The sequence below is a fragment of the Sphingopyxis sp. genome, from assembly GCF_035250425.1.
Lineage (GTDB): Bacteria > Pseudomonadota > Alphaproteobacteria > Sphingomonadales > Sphingomonadaceae > Sphingopyxis.
On sequence record NZ_DATFFD010000210.1, the window covers coordinates 14,970 to 29,413 of the forward strand.

The 14,444-nt window shown below is 63.4% G+C and carries 15 protein-coding genes; 9 read left to right on the forward strand and 6 right to left on the reverse strand.

Going from position 1 to position 14,444, the window contains the following annotated elements; all coding sequences use genetic code 11:
- Window positions 1-397: 397 nt before the first annotated feature.
- Genes VJ811_RS12360 through VJ811_RS12370 form a run of 3 tightly spaced genes read right to left on the reverse strand, consistent with a single transcriptional unit; the run spans window position 398 to window position 1,931 of the window.
- Window positions 398-1,282 carry a pirin family protein gene (locus VJ811_RS12360; RefSeq protein WP_324072741.1) on the reverse strand — a complete coding sequence of 295 codons (885 nt, stop codon included), beginning with the start codon at window positions 1,280-1,282 and terminating at the stop codon, window positions 398-400.
- Window positions 1,282-1,650 carry a cupin domain-containing protein gene (locus VJ811_RS12365; RefSeq protein ID WP_324072743.1) on the reverse strand — a complete coding sequence of 123 codons (369 nt, stop codon included), beginning with the start codon at window positions 1,648-1,650 and terminating at the stop codon, window positions 1,282-1,284. Before VJ811_RS12365 ends, VJ811_RS12360 begins: the two co-directional genes overlap by 1 nt.
- 2 nt (window positions 1,651-1,652) lie before the next feature.
- Window positions 1,653-1,931 (reverse strand): BolA family protein, encoded by a 279-nt coding sequence (locus VJ811_RS12370; protein ID WP_324072744.1) that lies wholly within the window; start codon window positions 1,929-1,931, stop codon window positions 1,653-1,655.
- A 179-nt stretch (window positions 1,932-2,110) separates the two neighbouring features.
- Between VJ811_RS12370 and VJ811_RS12375 the strand changes: the two genes are divergently transcribed.
- From VJ811_RS12375 to VJ811_RS12390, 4 genes are all read left to right on the forward strand, one after another.
- Window positions 2,111-2,602: a J domain-containing protein gene (locus VJ811_RS12375; protein ID WP_324072746.1), complete on the forward strand. Its 492-nt coding sequence runs from the start codon at window positions 2,111-2,113 to the stop codon at window positions 2,600-2,602.
- 11 nt (window positions 2,603-2,613) lie between these two features.
- On the forward strand, window positions 2,614-3,051 hold the full coding sequence (locus VJ811_RS12380; protein ID WP_324072748.1) for a nuclear transport factor 2 family protein: 438 nt from the start codon (window positions 2,614-2,616) through the stop codon (window positions 3,049-3,051).
- 270 nt (window positions 3,052-3,321) lie between these two features.
- Window positions 3,322-4,311, forward strand: a complete 990-nt coding sequence (gene cobS / locus VJ811_RS12385) for a cobaltochelatase subunit CobS (protein ID WP_324072750.1) — start codon at window positions 3,322-3,324, stop codon at window positions 4,309-4,311.
- Complete coding sequence (locus tag VJ811_RS12390; RefSeq protein ID WP_324072753.1) at window positions 4,308-5,501, forward strand: alpha/beta hydrolase; 1,194 nt, start codon at window positions 4,308-4,310, stop codon at window positions 5,499-5,501. Before cobS ends, VJ811_RS12390 begins: the two co-directional genes overlap by 4 nt.
- On the opposite strand, the gene VJ811_RS12395 is transcribed toward VJ811_RS12390, so the two are convergent.
- Together VJ811_RS12395 and VJ811_RS12400 are read right to left on the reverse strand one after the other, a co-directional pair.
- Complete coding sequence (locus VJ811_RS12395; protein WP_268746369.1) at window positions 5,498-5,629, reverse strand: hypothetical protein; 132 nt, start codon at window positions 5,627-5,629, stop codon at window positions 5,498-5,500. The genes VJ811_RS12390 and VJ811_RS12395 overlap by 4 nt on opposite strands.
- The gene (locus tag VJ811_RS12400; RefSeq protein ID WP_324072758.1) at window positions 5,626-6,819 is read right to left on the reverse strand and encodes an MFS transporter; all 1,194 of its coding nucleotides are present in this window, start codon (window positions 6,817-6,819) and stop codon (window positions 5,626-5,628) included. Before VJ811_RS12400 ends, VJ811_RS12395 begins: the two co-directional genes overlap by 4 nt.
- Before the next feature lie 432 nt (window positions 6,820-7,251).
- Between VJ811_RS12400 and VJ811_RS12405 the strand changes: the two genes are divergently transcribed.
- Window positions 7,252-7,599, forward strand: a complete 348-nt coding sequence (locus tag VJ811_RS12405; protein WP_414711945.1) for an endonuclease domain-containing protein — start codon at window positions 7,252-7,254, stop codon at window positions 7,597-7,599.
- Window positions 7,596-9,419 (forward strand): cobaltochelatase subunit CobT, encoded by a 1,824-nt coding sequence (cobT, locus tag VJ811_RS12410; protein WP_324072759.1) that lies wholly within the window; start codon window positions 7,596-7,598, stop codon window positions 9,417-9,419. Before VJ811_RS12405 ends, cobT begins: the two co-directional genes overlap by 4 nt.
- A 57-nt stretch (window positions 9,420-9,476) precedes the next feature.
- Here cobT and VJ811_RS12415 read toward each other — a convergent pair whose 3' ends face one another.
- Window positions 9,477-10,043, reverse strand: a complete 567-nt coding sequence (locus tag VJ811_RS12415; RefSeq protein WP_324072762.1) for a hypothetical protein — start codon at window positions 10,041-10,043, stop codon at window positions 9,477-9,479.
- A gap of 286 nt (window positions 10,044-10,329) precedes the next feature.
- Between VJ811_RS12415 and VJ811_RS12420 the strand changes: the two genes are divergently transcribed.
- The 3 genes from VJ811_RS12420 to VJ811_RS12430 form a co-directional block, all read left to right on the forward strand.
- Window positions 10,330-11,976 (forward strand): acetolactate synthase large subunit, encoded by a 1,647-nt coding sequence (locus VJ811_RS12420; protein WP_324072764.1) that lies wholly within the window; start codon window positions 10,330-10,332, stop codon window positions 11,974-11,976.
- A 136-nt stretch (window positions 11,977-12,112) separates the two neighbouring features.
- A complete protein-coding gene (locus VJ811_RS12425; RefSeq protein WP_324072766.1) occupies window positions 12,113-13,546 on the forward strand; it encodes an aldehyde dehydrogenase family protein in 1,434 nt (477 codons plus the stop codon).
- A gap of 298 nt (window positions 13,547-13,844) precedes the next feature.
- Window positions 13,845-14,444: UDP-2,3-diacylglucosamine diphosphatase (locus tag VJ811_RS12430; RefSeq protein ID WP_324072768.1), on the forward strand; the 600-nt coding region annotated here is incomplete at its 3' end.

Here is a 14,444-nt window from a genome sequence, read left to right on the forward strand (position 1 = left end):
ATAATGTAGGAAAGGCTTATTTGAAGGCGGCGCCTGCTTTGGGGTGGGGAGCTGCCATCCCCCCATTTTCGTCATTCCCGCGAAAGCGGGAACCCAGAGCGTCCGTCGGCTGGCCTAGCCCTGGGTTCCCGCTTTCGCGGGAATGACGAACTATTAGAAGCGGGGCATCCGCAATTGGTCGGAACCCGCCTTCTGAAAATTTCGCACAGAGACCGCAGAGACTTTCGGTTCACGCGGAGGCGCGGAGAAGGAAGAAAGCGGCGAAGCCTGTCATTTGGTGACGCCCATGTCCGACCGATCACTCGCTATCGATGACCTCCGCGTCTCCGCGTGAAACTTCTCTACGATCTCTGCACAAATAATATCGCCTAACGGCAACTTCCGGTCGAAACCCGACCTAAGGGTAACTCACCGTCTTCGGCACTTCGGGGATCGGGATGAACTCCTCGCTGTCGCCCGGCACCAGCGGGAATTTCCGGTCCTTCCAGTCGTGCTTCGCCTGGTTGATGCGCTCGCGGCTCGAACTCACGAAATTCCAGAAGACATGGCGCGGCGTCTTGAACGCCTCGCCGCCGAGCAGCATCACGCGCGCGTCGGTCTCCGCACGCAGCGTCATCGCCTGCCCCGGCTTCAATATATAGAGGCTGTAACGGTCGAGCGCCTCGCCATCGAGGCTCGCATCGCCCAGCGCGACCAGCACCGCACGCTCGTCGGCCTCGGCATCGATCGGGATCGTCGCGCCGGCATTCATCAATATGTCGGCATAGATGGTCGCCGCATGCTGGGTGATCGGCGAGGTCACGCCCCACAGGCTGCCCATGATCACGCGCGCCGACACGCCGTTATCCTCGATCAACGGCAGGTCGTCTTTCGCGACATGCTCGAACGCCGCGTCGATCTCTTCCTTGCCGTCGGGCAAAGCGAGCCAGGTCTGCATCCCCGAAATGCCCGATCCGGTCGCGCGCTCGGCGGCGGGGGTGCGCTCCGAATGGACGATGCCGCTGCCCGCGGTCATCAGATTGCACGCGCCGGGGCGGATCGTCGCGAAGGTGCCGATGCTGTCGCGATGATCGATCGCGCCTTCGAACAAATAGGTGACGGTCGCGAGGTTGATATGCGGGTGCGGGCGCACATCCATGCCCTGCCCGATGTCGAAATGCGCCGGCCCGAACTGGTCGACGAAGATGAAGGGGCCGACCATCGTCCGCGCCTTGTTCGGCAGCGTCCGGCGCACTTCGAAGGCGCCGAGATCGTGAGTCGAGGGAGTGATGATGTCGAACATCAATCGAGCCTTTCCAGTGTTTTCTTCGTCTTTTCGGTTTCGACATTGCCCGTGTTCAGCGTCGAGTTTGGTTCGAGAAGGAGCACCTGGCATTCGCCGTCCAGCGCCTCGGGACAATGTTCGACGCAGTGCGGGACGATGATGAACTCGCCGGGCTCGACGATCACGTCGCGGTCGCGAAACGCCATCTTCATCCGGCCCGCGACGACGAGGAAGAGTTCGTCCTCTTGCGTGTGATGGTGCCAGTCGAACTTGCCGTCGAACTTCACCAGCTTGACCTGAAAATCATTGATGTCGCCCGCGACGCGCGGGTTCCAGTGATCGTGAAAGGTCGCGAAGGCGGCGGCGAGGTTCACCTTGTCGGGCATCGTCATTCTCCCGGTGCGGTCGCCTTGATCGCCAGCGCGTGGACGCGCTGGCCCGGCAGGTCGCCGAGCGCCTTGTTCACCGCGCGCTGGCGCGCGACGCGATTCATCCCCGCAAAGCCCGCCCATTCGATCGTCAGGCTGAAATGCGACTCGCCCGATCCGTCATCGCCGGCATGGCCGTGATGCTGGGCGCTGTCGTTGTTCAGGACGAATTTTGCGTCGGGAAAGGCTGCGCTGAGCAGACTTTCCATCTCTTGCTGCGCGGGGCCTTTGCTGCTCATGGGGTTGACCATAAGCGCTTCGTCGCCAAATTATAAGGCCTCCCAAAGATCAGCTTCCCCGATTCCGAAAGCCTATAGTGCCGTCTCCATCTCGCCCTTCCCGTTTCCATGGCCGCGTCCCGCGCGAGGAACCCTGCGCCGCCCCCGGATGCCGCGAGCCCGGCGAATTTCGCGCGCCGATGTCGTGGACGCGCTCGCCCGACGGCCCGCCGCAATATCGCTGGCTGTGCCTCGACCATGTGCGCGAATTCAACGCGGGCTATAATTTCTTCGACGGCATGACCGCCGACCAGATCATGGAGGCGCAGTCGCCTACGGCCGGGTGGGAAACCGAAAGCCGCGCCTTCCGCCCCGCCGGCAGCGCCGACCTGCCGCCGCGCTGGGCCGATTTCAGGGACCCGATCGACGCGCTGGGCGCGCGCTTTCGCCAGCGGATGGACGAGGCGCGGCGCGAGGCGAAGAATCCCGGCCTGTCGCGCGAGGAGCATGCGGCGATGCAATTGCTCGCGCTGCCCGCCGATGCCGACCGCGCGGCGCTGCGGCGGCGCTACAGCGAACTGGTCCGAAAATATCATCCCGACCGCAATGGCGGCGATCGCAGTTTCGAAGCGAGGCTGGGTGAGGTAGTGCAGGCGTATCAGTTGCTGAGGAAGACGAAGGCTTTCGCATAGGGAGACGCACGATGACCGACCTCGACGAAGCACGGATCGAAGTGGTGCGCCGGCACATGGCGCTCGAGATCACGCATGATTGGGACGGCGTCATCGCGACTTTCGAGCATCCCCGGTACGAATTGATGGGCCCCGGCACGATCTTCGACGGCGAAGCGGCGGTGCGATCCTATTTCGCCACGTCGCGCGAGCCCTTTCCCGATCAGGCGAACGAGGTGATCGCGATCGCCGCCGACGGGGGCACGAACACGGTGCTCGTCGAATTCTGGCTGACCGGCACGCATCTCGGCCCGCTGAAGCTCGGCCTGCGGACGATCGAGCCCACGGGCAAGGCGTTCCGCATTCGCATGGCGGCCAGCTTCGAATTTGTCCCGGGCAGCGACAAGATCCACTGCGAACGGCCCTATTACGACCAGTCGGCTGTGATGAAGGCGCTCGGTTTGCTCTGAAAAGGCGTTGCAAGCCGCAACCCATGACGATACCGCGACGGCGAATACGCGACTCTCCCTCTCCCCCTGCGGGAGAGGGTTGTGGAGACTTGGCAGCTTTGCTGCCTAGTCGAAGCTGGGAGAGGGGTATGCGAGCCGCGGGCTCGCGCGAAGCTTCGCTTCGCCCACCCTCTTCCAACTCCGCCTAGCCGGCATGCCGGCAAGCCGGCAAGGCTGCGCATCCTTCTCCCCTCAAGGGAGAAGGGATTGATAGAATGTAAAGGCAACGACATGACCGATATCCCGAACAGCCTTCCCGACCACCACGGCTCGACGCTTCTTGCGGCGCCCGATGTCGAGGTCGATGCGCGCGAGGTGTTCGGGGTCGATATCGACATGAAGGTGCCGGCGTTCAGCGAAGCCGACGAGCGCGTCCCCGACCTCGATCCCGCTTATGTCTTCGACGGCGACACAACGCTCGCGATCCTCGCGGGCTTCAAATATAACCGCCGCGTGATGGTGCAGGGCTATCACGGCACCGGCAAGTCAACGCATATCGAACAGGTGGCGGCGCGGCTGAAATGGCCGTGCATCCGCGTCAACCTCGACGCGCATATCAGCCGCATCGACCTGGTCGGCCGCGACGCGATCGTGCTGCGCGACGGCCAGCAGGTCACCGAGTTCCGCGAAGGCCTGCTCCCCTGGGCGCTGCAAACCCCGACCGCGCTCGTGTTCGACGAATATGACGCGGGCCGCCCCGACGTGATGTTCGTGATCCAGCGCGTGCTCGAAACCGAGGGCAAGCTGACCCTGCTCGACCAGAACCGCGTGATCCGCCCGAACCCGCATTTCCGCCTGTTCTCGACCGCGAACACCGTCGGGCTCGGCGACACCAGCGGGCTGTATCATGGCACGCAGCAGATCAATCAGGGTCAGATGGACCGCTGGAACATCGTCGTCACGCTGAACTATCTGCCCGCCGCGACCGAAAGCGCGATCATCCTCGCCAAAGTGCCGAACACCGACGAGACGACCGTCGCAAACATGGTCAAGGTCGCCGACCTGACGCGCCAGGGCTTCATAAACGGCGACATTTCGACCGTGATGTCGCCGCGCACCGTGATCAGCTGGGCGCAGAATACCGCGATCTTCAACAATATCGGCTTCGCCTTCCGCCTCTCGTTCCTCAACAAGTGCGACGAGGCCGAGCGGATGATCGTCGCCGAATATTATCAGCGCGTGTTCGGCGAAGACCTGCCCGAGAGCGTGATCGGCAAGTGAGGACCACGCGCCGCCTGTTGGTGGCGGGCGCCGCGCTGACATTGTCGGGCTGCAGCATCGCCGCGGTCGATTATGGCGAGATACGTCACGCCGACTATGTCGCCGACCCACGCTGCACTGCGCAGCCGGGCGCACCGATCGATGGCGAGGCGCTGCCCTTGTTCTTCGCGACCAGCCGCCTTCCCGACTGCCGCACCGACACCATCAGCCTGCTGCGGCATCGCGGCGACAAGATGCGTTTTGGCCGCTTCGCCACGCCGCGCGAAACCGAGGTCGGCAAAAAGAAGAAGCTGCGCACCCCGATGGCGTTCCAGGACTCTGGCGATTGGTGGCGCGCCTTGCAGGCCGAAACCGACAAGCGTCAGGGGCGCGTCCTGCTCTATGTCCACGGCTATCGCGAAACGTTCGAGACGACGTCGAAGGACACGGCGCAAATCGCGCGGATGACGGGCTTCGTCGGGCCGGTGATCGAATATAGCTGGCCGTCGCAGGGCGAAGTGCTGAGCTATGCCGTCGACGAAACCAACATGTATCACGATGTCCGCAATTTCCGCGACTTCCTGAAGGCGCTCGCCGAACGGCCCTGGGTCAAGGAAATCGTCGTCGTCTCGCACTCGCTCGGCGCGCGGCTGGTCATTCCGGCCATATCCTATGTCGACCGCACGTCGAGCAACGCCGACAGCAGCAATATCTCGAATGTCATCCTGGCCTCGCCCGATATCGATCGCGAAACCTTCGAACGCGATATCGAGGAGGAAGTGCTGTCGGCGCGGCGCGTCGCGGTGGGCCGGCGGATCACCGTTTACGTCTCACACGCCGACAAGGCGCTCGCGGCGTCGCGCGCGCTGCACGGTTATCCACGCCTCGGCTCGCCCTATTGCTTCAACCCGTTCGAAGCGGCGGACCTGAACGCGAAGGGCCTGCCGGTCCGCTGCTATCCGGCGGCGATTTCGGGACTGACGGTGATCGACACCACCGATGTTTCGCGGACGACCACCGGCCACAGCAATTTCCTGCGCAGCGCGGTCGCGTGCCGCGATTTCATCGACGTCGTCGCGGGCGAGCGGACGCGGCCCGAACGCACGGCGACACAGCTGGCGCATGTGTTCTGGCTGCTCCCCGATCCGGCGAACCCTAAGCCCGACGACGCGGCGATCTGCAACCGGCTTCCCGAAGTGGAAGCGCCTTAAAAGCCGCACATGATGGCGAAATTGGTGAGCCAGACGACCGGCCCCTCGCCGGTCCAGAGCCACAGCCCGCCCGCCGCGATCAGGACAAAGAGCGCGAGCGCAATCCAGTCCTGCCGCGCGAGCTTCACGCCGGCTCCAGCCGTTTGACCGGCGCGTCGGCGATCGGCAGGTGGACGAGCCCGGCGAAGATCCCGAGCGCGATCGAAAAGCCCCACGCGATATTATAGCTGCCGGTGGCGTCGAAGATCAGTCCCGCCATCCACGCGCCGAAAAAGCTGCCAAGCTGGTGACTGAGAAACACGATGCCATAGAGCATCGAGAGATGGCGGATGCCGAAGATGCGCCCGACGATGCCGCTGGTGAGCGGCACGGTGCCGAGCCAGAGGAAACCCATCGCGCCCGCGAAGACGAGCGCGCTCGCATGGCTCAAGGGCAGGAAGAGGAAGAGCGCGATCACCGCCGAACGCGCGGTGTAAAGCGCCGACAGCACATATTTCTGACGCATCAGGTCGCCCGCACGGCCGAAGACATACGACCCGAGGATGTTGAACAGCCCGACGAGCGCAAGCACCTGTGCGCCGATCTCGATCCCCAGCCCCTTGTCGTCGAGATAGGCGGGAAGGTGCGTCGCGATGAAGGCGATGTGGAAACCGCAGACGAAGAAGCCGGCGTTGAGCAGCCAGTAGCCGCGGTGCACCGCCGCCTCGCGAAGCGCCTCGCTCGCGGTCTGTTCCTCGACCTGCAACGTCCCAGGCGTATCGGTGCGGCCGGCAACCCCGATTGCAAGCAGCCCGCAAAGCGCGACGAGGCCGGCCATGATCCACAACGTCTCATGATAGCCGATATTGCCGAGCAGCATCGACGCCAGCGGCACGACGAGGAACTGGCCGAGCGAGCCGCCCGCAGTGACGATACCGAACGCGCTACTGCGCTTTTCGGGACTGACGACGCGTCCGACCGCGCCGAGCACGACGACAAAGGTCGTCGCCGACTGCGCCATGCCGATGAGCAGGCCGAAGCTGATATGCAGCCCGATCGCGTCGGTCGCGAACGCCGCGCCGATCAGCCCGAGCGCATAAAGCAGCGCGCCACCAAGCACGACGCGCCCCGCGCCATGCTTGTCGGCGAGCGCGCCGACGAAGGGCTGGACGAGCCCGAACAGCAGATTCTGCAGCGCCATCGCGAGGCCGAAGTCGGAGCGGCTGATCCCGATATCAACGCTCATCTGCGGCAGAAACAGGCCGAAGCTCTGGCGAACGCCCATCGCGAGGGTGACGATGAACGCCGCGCAGACGATGACGATCCAGGGCTTTTTCATGGGGGAGAGTGCGGGGGAGGACATAAGCCGCGGATGCGCCTGCCTCCCGTTCGCGTCAAGCGAGCTTAGCTATATTCCCTCCAAGCCAAAAGCTGGTTACGGCTCCTTCCATCATGGCGCCGTTTTGCTTTTGCGCGGTCGTGAGCCGCCATTTGCCCCTCCCCCTCGATGGGGGAGGCAGCGAGACTTGCCAGCTTGCTGGCTTAGTCGCAGCGGTGGGGGTGCGGTCTCGGCCCGAGACGACGGTCGAAGGACGCGCCATCACCCCCATCCAACTCCGCCTAGCCCGCCATGGCGGACAAGGCTTCGTATCCTTCCCCCATCAAGGGGGAAGGCCGATAGGCCGCAACCTTGACGATCTTTATGGGGGTTTGTCATGAAACGAACGCCCCCTGAAGGAGCGACTTCGCGGGCACGAAAGTTGCGCGCCGAATGATCGACGCCGAGCGGAAAATGTGGACGCTATTGCGCACGGCCTTTCCGGATTGGCGCTTCCGCCGCCAAGTCCCTATCCGCCAATATATCGCCGACTTTGCGAGCCACCCTGCCCGGCTCGTAATCGAAATCGACGGCGGGCAGCACAATGATGAAATCGATGCTCCGCGCACTGCGATCATCGAGAATGACGGCTATCGCGTGGTTCGTTTCTGGAACAATGATGTGCTCGCCAATATTGACGGTGTCGCTACCCTTCTGACAAAGGCTTTGGACGAGACGTCACCCCCACCCAACCCTCCCCCATCAAGGGGGAGGGCTTTAGAAGACCGCCCCGCACGATGACTGCCCAATCTCCCCTCGACGATTTCAAGGCCGCGCTGTCGAGCGTCGCGCGCGCGGTGACGCGCGATGCCGAGGTCGATGTCGGTTTCACCGCCGACGCGCCGGCGCAGATCGGCAAGGCGATCAAGGTGCCGACGCCGTCGCGCACCTTGCCCGCCGATCAGGTCGCCGAAGCCCGCGGTTTTGCCGATTCCTATGCTTTGCGGATGAAGCATCACAGCGAGAAACTCCACGCCGCGGCGCGCCCCGCCGAACCGATCGCCGCCGCCGCGTTCGACGCGATGGAGCGCGCGCGGATCGAAGCACTCGGCGCGCGCCATATGAACGGCATGCGCGGCAACCTTGCCGCCAGCCTCGCGATGCGGATGCGCAGCGATCCGATCAGCCGCGCGCAAAACCGCGAGGATGTACCGATTTCGAGCGCGCTCGAGCTGATGCTGCGCGAGGCGCTGACCGGCGAGCAGGCGCCGCAGGGAACCGAAACCGGCCTGTCGCTGGTGCGCGAATGGATCTCGGGCGAGGCGGGCGGCGACCTCACCGCCTTGTCGATGCTGCTCGACGACCAGGCCGCCTTTGCCGAAACCGCGAAGCTCGCGCTCCGCCACCTCGACCTCATCCAAAGCGACGAGCCGCTGGAGGAAGGCGCGGAGGATGGCGGCGAGCAGGATGAGAGCGAAGCCGAGGAAAGCCAGGAAGAGCAGGAAAGCGAAGACGGCGGTGCCGGCGAGAGTCAGATCGATGCGCGCGCCGAAATGGCGGGCGATCAGGCCGACGACGGCGACAGCGACCCCGACGCGCAGGAAATGGAAGCCGACGGCGAGCCCGAAATGGGCGGCGAAGGCGACGAGGGCATGCTGCCCGTGCGTCCCAACCGCCTGCCGAGCGACATCCCCGATTTCAATTATTTGCGCTTCACCGAGAAGCATGACGAGATCATCGCCGCGACCGAACTGTGCGATGCCGACGAGCTGACGCGGCTGCGCGCCTATCTCGATACGCAGATGCAGCATTTGCAGGGCGCGGTGACCAAGCTCGCCAACCGGCTGCAACGCCGCCTGATGGCGCAGCAGAACCGCGCATGGGATTTCGATCAGGAGGAAGGCCAGCTCGACGCCGCGCGGCTCGCGCGTGTCATCGTCTCGCCCGGCCAGTCGCTGTCGTACAAGATCGAGCGCGATACCGATTTTCGCGACACCGTCGTCACCTTGCTCATCGACAACAGCGGGTCCATGCGCGGGCGGCCGATCAGCATCGCCGCGATCAGCGCCGACATCCTCGCGCGCACGCTCGAACGCTGCGGCGTGAAGACTGAAATTCTGGGCTTCACGACGCGGACGTGGAAGGGCGGGCAGAGCCGCGAGGACTGGCTTGCCGCGGGGCGCCCCGCGCACCCCGGCCGGCTCAACGACCTGCGCCACATCATCTACAAGCCCGCCGACGAGCCCTATCGCCGGGCGCGCAAGTCGCTCGGGCTGATGATGCGCGAAGGCTTGCTCAAGGAAAATATCGACGGCGAGGCGCTGACATGGGCGCACAGCCGCATCATCGGCCGCCCCGAAGAACGCAAGATATTGATGGTGATTTCGGACGGCGCGCCGGTCGACGACAGCACGCTGTCGGTGAACCACGGCGCCTATCTCGACCAGCATCTGCGCCAGGTGATCGACTGGATCGAGAACCGCTCGCCGGTCGAACTCTGCGCGATCGGCATCGGGCACGACGTGACGCGCTATTACAGCCGCGCGGTGACGATCATGGACGCCGAGCAATTGGGCGGGACGATGGTCGAACAGCTCGCGGGATTGTTCGACATCGATTGACCGGCAGTCGGGGAGACGCGGCGTGATCCAACGCCGCGCCCCGTTTACCGATGGCGCCTATTGTGTTGGCCCCGCCGGAATCGCGACAGGCGTTACCACAGCCCCTGCGGCGGGGGCGACTGGCGCGGCAGCTTCGACCGTCCGCACCGACAGCGCCTTTTCGAATTCGGTATAAAAAGCATTATAGGGTTCGGCAAATACCACCGGCTTGCCGTCCGAATAGGATGAGCCCATGCGCGCCTTGGCCTCAACCGTTTGCAGCTTGACCGACATACGCGTGAGCGTCGGCGAGATGGGCTCGACGAAAACCGACGCAAGCTGAGTCAGCTTCTTCTTACCGAATCCCCAGAAGATATTGTAAACTAACTTTGATTTCGCATCGGTCTCTGCCGTAATCGTCCCCGCATCTTTACTCGCGTTGATGTTGACATAGCCCATTTCCTGCAAAGCAGAGATGGATGAGCGGAACACCACATCGACCCCTGACGGAATTTCGCGTTTTTGCAGTGCCGCGAGTTCAACCTCGCTCATTTCGACCGGCTTGGGTTCTTTTTCCTTTGCCGATGCCGCGGTCAGCGACATCATCATCGCGGCCCCAAGCATCGCTATCGTCAATTTACGCATTCAGCCCCCCCTTTAAATTCAAATTCCCCTGAATCCGATTGGATAGGGCGGATTTTGTACTTTGCAATCCTTTTGCGAAACGCCGGGCCAGCCGATTCACGCACCGGAAATGAAATCATCGTATCGCCGGATGACAACCCCTTTTCCCCTCGTTACAAACCCTTCCGATGCAGCAGGGACTCGCGGCCTATGACGAGCGCCGCTGCAACGATATTTGTGCTGAAGGGTCGCCGGCATGACTTGGGGCCGCACCAATGGGGTGCGAGGCTGAGGGGGCGACTTTAGCATGAAAAAAGCATCCGACCTGTTCATCGAGTGTCTGGAAGAAGAAGGCGTCGAATATATTTTCGGCGTTCCGGGCGAAGAGAATCTCGACTTCCTCGACAGCCTGTCGCGATCGACCAAGATCAAGCTGATCCTGACGCGGCATGAACAGGGCGCTGGCTTCATGGCCGCGACCTATGGCCGCCACACGGGGAAAACCGGCGTCTGTCTCGCGACGCTCGGCCCCGGCGCGACCAACTTCGTCACCGCGGCCGCCTATGCGCAGCTTGGCGGCATGCCGATGATGATGATCACCGGGCAAAAGCCGATCAAGAAGTCGAAACAGGGGCGCTTCCAGATCCTCGATGTCGTCGCGATGATGGGGCCGATCACCAAATATACGCACCAGATGGCCTCGTCGGACAATATCCCGAGCCGCGTGCGCGAAGCCTTCCGCCTCGCCGAGGAGGAAAAGCCCGGCGCGGTGCATATCGAACTGCCCGAGGATATCGCCGACGAGCATACCGACTCGACGCCGCTGAAGCGCAGCCACTCGCGGCGCCCCAACGCCGATGTGAAGTCGATCCGCGAGGCGGTGAAGGCGCTCGAAAAGGCGACCTCGCCCGTGCTTGTCATCGGCGCCGGCGCCAATCGCACGATGACCGGCCGCATGCTGCTGCAGTTCATCGAAAAGACCGGCATCCCCTTCCTGACGACGCAGCTCGGCAAGGGCGTGATCGACGAGCGGCACCCGAAATTTTTGGGTTGCGCGGCGCTGTCATCGGGCGATTTCGTCCACCGCGCGGTCGAGGCGTCGGACTGCATCGTCAACCTCGGCCATGACGTGATCGAGAAGCCGCCCTTCTTCATGCAGCGCGGCGGCCCGACGGTTATCCATGTGTCGAGCAAGACCGCCGAAGTCGACCCCGTCTATTTCCCGAACATCGAGGTCATCGGCGATATCGCCAACGCGATCTGGCAGATGAAGGAGGACATCGTCCCCAACGGCGGCTGGAAATTCGATCATCTGCTCGCCTATCGCCAGGGCGAAGTCGCGCACACCGCGCCGCTGGCGAAGGACGAACGTTTCCCGATCTTTCCGCCGCATCTGGTCCAGTCGGTTCGCGACGCGATGCCCGACGACGGGATCATCTGCCTCGACAATGGTGTGTACAAGATCTGGTTCGCGCGCGGCTATACCGCGTGCAAGCCGAACACCGTGCTGCTCGACAATGCGCTCGCGACGATGGGCGCGGGGCTGCCGTCGGCGATGATGTCGGCGATGCTCTATCCGGGGCGCAAGGTCATGGCGATCTGCGGCGACGGCGGCTTCATGATGAACAGCCAGGAGATGGAGACCGCGGTTCGCCTCGGGCTCAACATCACCGTGCTGATCCTCAACGACAACAGCTATGGCATGATCCGCTGGAAACAGGCGAACATGGGCTTCAAGGATTGGGGGCTGACCTATGGCAACCCCGATTTCGTCAAATATGCCGAAGCCTATGGTGCACACGGGCACCGTGTCGAGAGTGCGGCGCATCTGAAGGAACTTCTGGCGCACACGCGCGATACTCCGGGGGTGCATCTGATCGACTGCCCGGTCGATTATTCGGAGAACGACCAGATTTTGAATAATGATATCAAACGGCTGTCGAAGGAATTGTAAAGCCCTCGCTTCCTGTACCCCGGCGGAGTCGTAGATGGCGCGCAGCGCCACCGCCGGGGTCCAGAGCGCCCCTGCGCGACGGTCGCGCGTTCTAGCCCTGGACCCCGGCTTTTGCCGGGGTACGGAGATGTGAGACATGAAACTCAAGGACATCTACCCGCTCTACCTCAACAACAAGGCCGCGCAGCCGAACACCGATCTCGAGGTGACCGACAAGTTCACCGGTGAAGTCGCGTTCCGCACCGCGCTCGCGACCCCCGACGTGATCGACGAAGCGATTGCGGGCGCGGTGCGCGCCGCCGAGCCGATGGCGCGGCTGGCGAGTTTCGAGAAGCGCGACGTGCTCACCCATTGCGTCACGCGCTTTCAGGAGCGCTTCGACGAACTCGCCTATGCGCTGTGCGTCGAGGCGGGCAAGCCAATCGCCGACAGCGAGGGCGAGGTGACGCGCCTGATCGACACCTTCCGCATCGCCGCCGAGGAAGCGACGCGCAATTATGGCGAAGTCCAGCCGCTCGATATTTCGGCGCGCGCCAAGGGCTATATGGGGATGTGGAAGCGCGTGCCGATCGGGCCGTGCAGCTTCATCTCGCCATTCAACTTCCCGCTCAACCTCGCCGCGCACAAGATCGCGCCCGCGATCGCGATGGGCTGCCCGTTCGTGATGAAGCCCGCGTCGCTGACACCGCTCGGCGCGATCATCATGGGCGAGGTGCTCGCCGAATGCGACATCCTGCCCGAAGGCGCGTTCAGCATTTTGCCAGCGACGCGCGCCGGCGCCGACCTGTTCACCACCGACGAGCGGCTGAAACTGCTCAGCTTCACGGGCTCGCCGGGTGTCGGCTGGGATTTGAAGGCCAAGGCGGGCAAGAAGAAGGTCGTGCTCGAACTCGGCGGCAATGCCGCAGTCGTCGTCGACAAGGACGCCGACCTCGACCATGCGCTCGCGCGGATCATCTTCGGCGGCTATTACCAGTCGGGGCAAAGCTGCATCCATGTGCAGCGCGTGATCATCCACGAGGAGATTTACGACACATTCCGCGACATGCTCACCGCGAAGGTCAAGACGCTGAAATCGGGCGATCCGAAGCTGCGCGACACCTTCATCGGCCCGATGATCTCGGTCAAGGAAGCGCAGCGGTTGAAGGGCTGGATCGACGATGCGGTCGCCGCGGGAGCGACCTTGCTCGCGGGCGGCGGCTGCGACGGCAATATGCTGGAGGCCGCGCTGCTCGAAAATGTCCCCGGCGACACCGACGTCGTGCGCGAAGAAGCCTTCGGCCCCGTCGTCATCCTGTCGAAATTCACCGACTGGCACGCGGCGCTCGCCGAGGTCAACGACAGCAAGTTCGGGTTGCAGGCCGGGCTGTTCACCAGCGACATCCACAAAGTGCTCGATGCGTGGGACCATCTCGACGTCGGCGGCATCGTCGTCAACGATGTGTCCTCCTACCGCGTCGACAACATGCCTTATGGCGGGGTGAAGGACAGCGGATTGGGGCGCGAGGGCGTGCGCTTTGCCATGGAAGATATGAGCGAAATCAGGAATTTGGTGATAAGGCGGACATGATCCTCCTTCCCCCTCGATGGGGGAAGGATACGAAGCCTTGCCGCGAAGCGGCTAGGCGGAGTTGGATGGGGGTGATGGTGCGTCCGGGCGCTGCCGCTTGAGGACGAGACCGCACCCCCACCGCTCCAACTAGCCAGCAAGCTGGCGAGTCTCGCTGCCTCCCCCATCAAGGGGGAGGGTTTCAAACGTCACAAACCCGTCCCCGAACTTTCTTCAAACTGTCGCCACTTTGATTCGCACGCTGTAACAAATCTCCTGTCTACGCCGTGGGCAGCCAAAGCTGCTTACGGAGTGTGACATGGCATCGATTTCGACCCTGCCCATCCCCGCCCGCTTTCCCGACCCCTTCACCACCGATCCGCATGTTCCCGAACGGCTGATCGGCGAGCGGCGGAGCTATCGCACGGTGTGGGTCAGCGACATCCACCTCGGCACCCGCGGGTGCAATGCGCCGCTGCTGATCGATTTCTTCGACCATGTCGATTGCGAGACATTGTACCTCGTCGGCGACATCATTGACGGCTGGCGGCTCAAGAAGCGGCATTTCTGGCCGCCCGAGCACAATGACGTCGTCTGGCGCGTGCTCAAGCGCGCGAAGCGCGGCACGCGCGTCGTCTATGTCCCCGGCAACCATGACGAGATGGTGAAGCCGTTCGACGGCTTCGATTTCGGCGGGGTCGAGATCCGGCGTGAGGCGATCCACGAAACCGCCGACGGCCGCAAATTGCTGGTCGTCCATGGCGATGAATTCGATGCCGTGATGCTCGCGCACCGCTGGCTCGCCTTCGTCGGCGACGCCGCCTACACCGCGCTGATGAAGTGCAATGTGGTCGTCAACCGCATCCGCAGCGCGTTCGGCCTGCCCTATTGGTCGCTGTCGATGGTCGCCAAGCACAAG

Coding starts and splice junctions, on each gene's coding strand:
- VJ811_RS12360 (WP_324072741.1), bottom strand. CDS start 1,282: ATGTTCGACATCATCACTCCCTCGACTCACGATCTCGGCGCCTTCGAA.
- VJ811_RS12365 (WP_324072743.1), bottom strand. CDS start 1,650: ATGCCCGACAAGGTGAACCTCGCCGCCGCCTTCGCGACCTTTCACGAT.
- VJ811_RS12370 (WP_324072744.1), bottom strand. CDS start 1,931: ATGAGCAGCAAAGGCCCCGCGCAGCAAGAGATGGAAAGTCTGCTCAGC.
- VJ811_RS12375 (WP_324072746.1), top strand. CDS start 2,111: ATGTCGTGGACGCGCTCGCCCGACGGCCCGCCGCAATATCGCTGGCTG.
- VJ811_RS12380 (WP_324072748.1), top strand. CDS start 2,614: ATGACCGACCTCGACGAAGCACGGATCGAAGTGGTGCGCCGGCACATG.
- cobS (WP_324072750.1), top strand. CDS start 3,322: ATGACCGATATCCCGAACAGCCTTCCCGACCACCACGGCTCGACGCTT.
- VJ811_RS12400 (WP_324072758.1), bottom strand. CDS start 6,819: ATGAAAAAGCCCTGGATCGTCATCGTCTGCGCGGCGTTCATCGTCACC.
- VJ811_RS12405 (WP_414711945.1), top strand. CDS start 7,252: ATGATCGACGCCGAGCGGAAAATGTGGACGCTATTGCGCACGGCCTTT.
- cobT (WP_324072759.1), top strand. CDS start 7,596: ATGACTGCCCAATCTCCCCTCGACGATTTCAAGGCCGCGCTGTCGAGC.
- VJ811_RS12415 (WP_324072762.1), bottom strand. CDS start 10,043: ATGCGTAAATTGACGATAGCGATGCTTGGGGCCGCGATGATGATGTCG.
- VJ811_RS12420 (WP_324072764.1), top strand. CDS start 10,330: ATGAAAAAAGCATCCGACCTGTTCATCGAGTGTCTGGAAGAAGAAGGC.
- VJ811_RS12425 (WP_324072766.1), top strand. CDS start 12,113: ATGAAACTCAAGGACATCTACCCGCTCTACCTCAACAACAAGGCCGCG.